General features: G+C 69.7%; 1 protein-coding gene. It reads right to left on the bottom strand.

The features are described 5' to 3' along the window. Window positions 1–99: 99 nt before the first annotated feature. Complete coding sequence (locus tag O0K41_RS22190; protein ID WP_049449782.1) at window positions 100–1,749, bottom strand: M28 family metallopeptidase; 1,650 nt, start codon at window positions 1,747–1,749, stop codon at window positions 100–102. Between the last annotated feature and the right edge of the window lie 216 nt (window positions 1,750–1,965).

Here is a 1,965-nt window from a genome sequence, read left to right as displayed (position 1 = left end):
CCCCCCCCCCCCCCCCCCCCCCCCCCCCCCCCCCCCCCCCCCCCCCCCCCCCCCCCCCCCCACTACCCGGGAGGCGCCGGGCGAACCCGGCGCATGCCCTTACTTGCGCTGGTCGGCGCTGGCGTCACGCACGGCGCGGAACGATTCGTCCTTGCTCCAGTTCGGCCAGCTGCGCGTGTTGGCCAGCTGGTTGCCCAGCGTGTACAGCACTTCCAGGTCGCGGGCGGCACCGGCGAACACCCAGTCCGGCTGCCATTCGTCGCCCTGCTGGTGGTAGCGCTTGGCGGTGTAGTCCTCGGAGGCCTTCTTGCCTGCGGCCACGCCACCGTCCACCCAGTCCTGGCCGGCCGACCACGACAGTGCCGGAACGCCACGCTTGGCGAATGGGAAGTGATCGGAGCGGAAGAACAGGCCGGCTTCCGGCTTCGGGTCCGGCGTGTAGCGGATATCCCAGCCTTTGGCCACGTCCTTCAGCTGGTCCAGCAGCTCGAAACGCGCGGCACCGTAGATGCCGAAGTCACGCGACGGCCCGAACGGCGCCATGCCGTCCATGTTGATCACCGCCACGGTCTTTTCCAGCGGATACAGCGGATGGGTGGCGTAGTACTCCGAACCCAGCAAGCCCTTTTCCTCGGCGGTGACCGCCAGGAACAGCACTGACCTCTCCGGACGCTTGGCCTTGGCGAAGCCGCGGGCCAGTTCGATCAGCGAGGCGGTGCCGCTGGCGTTGTCCAGTGCGCCATTGAAGATGCGGTCGCCACGTGCGTCGGGCTCGCCCACGCCGATGTGGTCCCAGTGCGCGCTGTAGACGATGGTCTCGTCCGGGTGGCGGCTGCCTTCCAGGCGTGCGGCCACGTTGTGCGAGGTGATCACTTCGGTCTTCACCGCGTACTTCGCGTCCAGGCTGGCGCCGGTCAGCGGCACCGGGGTGAAGTCGCGCTGCTGCGCCTTCTTCTTCAGCGCCTCGAAATCCTGCCCGGCCGAGCGGAACAGCTCCACGGCCAGGTCGCGCTGGATCCAGCCTTCCAGCAGCGGGTGGCTGTCGGCCGGGTTGTCGCGCACCACATCGAACATGGTGTTGGTGTTGGAGCCGGCCACGGTGGCCCAGCCATACGACGCCGGTGCAGTCTCGTGCACGATCAGCACGCCCAGCGCGCCCTGGCGGGCGCCTTCTTCGTACTTGTAGGTCCAACGGCCGTAGTAGGTCATGCCCTTGCCGTCGAAGTCACCCTGGCCGGTCTCGAAGTCCGGGTCGTTGATCAGCACGACGGCGATCTTGCCCTTCAGGTCCACGCCCTTGAAGTCGTCCCAGTTGCGCTCCGGGGCCTTCACGCCGTAACCGAGGAACACCAGCGGGGCCTTGCTGATGTCGACGTTGCTGGCCCCGTTCATGGCGGCGCGCACGGCAATCTGCTTGCCCTGTTCCAGCGGCAGGGTCTTGCCGCCCTGGTGCAATGCCAACTGCGGCGCGCCGACGATGTCCCCCTTGCGCAGCGGCACGGCCTGGGTCCACAGGCGCTTGCCGTCCTTGAGGTCACCGCCCGGCTGCAGGCCGGCGTCGGCGAACTGCTTGCTGAGGAAGGCGATGGTCTTTTCTTCGCCGGCGGTGGCCGGGGAGCGGCCTTCGTAGGCGTCGGAGGCCAGTTCCTTGACGTCGGCGGAGATCCGCGCGCCATCGAATTTCGGGGTGGCCGCCATCAGTGCGCTCGACACCGACAGGGCCAGCAGGCCCAGTGCTACTCGTTTCATTGCTCTCTCCAGCAGGAAATCCTTCTGGAGTGTAATGGGATTCGGCAGGGCTGCGCCCTGCACCTGCCGATGCCAGAGCAACAGCAGAAGCAGGCATTCGGTGGGACGGGGGGGGGGGGGGGGGGGGGGGGGGGGGGGGGGGGGGGGGGGGCGGGGGGGGGGGGGGGGGGGGGGGGGGGGGGGGGGCCCCCCCCCCCCCCCCCCCCCCCCCCCCCC

The sequence above is a fragment of the Stenotrophomonas sp. Sm2128 genome, assembly GCF_030985535.1.
Classification (GTDB): domain Bacteria; phylum Pseudomonadota; class Gammaproteobacteria; order Xanthomonadales; family Xanthomonadaceae; genus Stenotrophomonas; species Stenotrophomonas maltophilia.
The sequence above is the reverse complement of the archived record's forward strand: the minus strand, read 5'-3'. Positions and strand labels throughout refer to the sequence as shown.

Coding starts and splice junctions, on each gene's coding strand:
- O0K41_RS22190 (WP_049449782.1), bottom strand. CDS start 1,749: ATGAAACGAGTAGCACTGGGCCTGCTGGCCCTGTCGGTGTCGAGCGCA.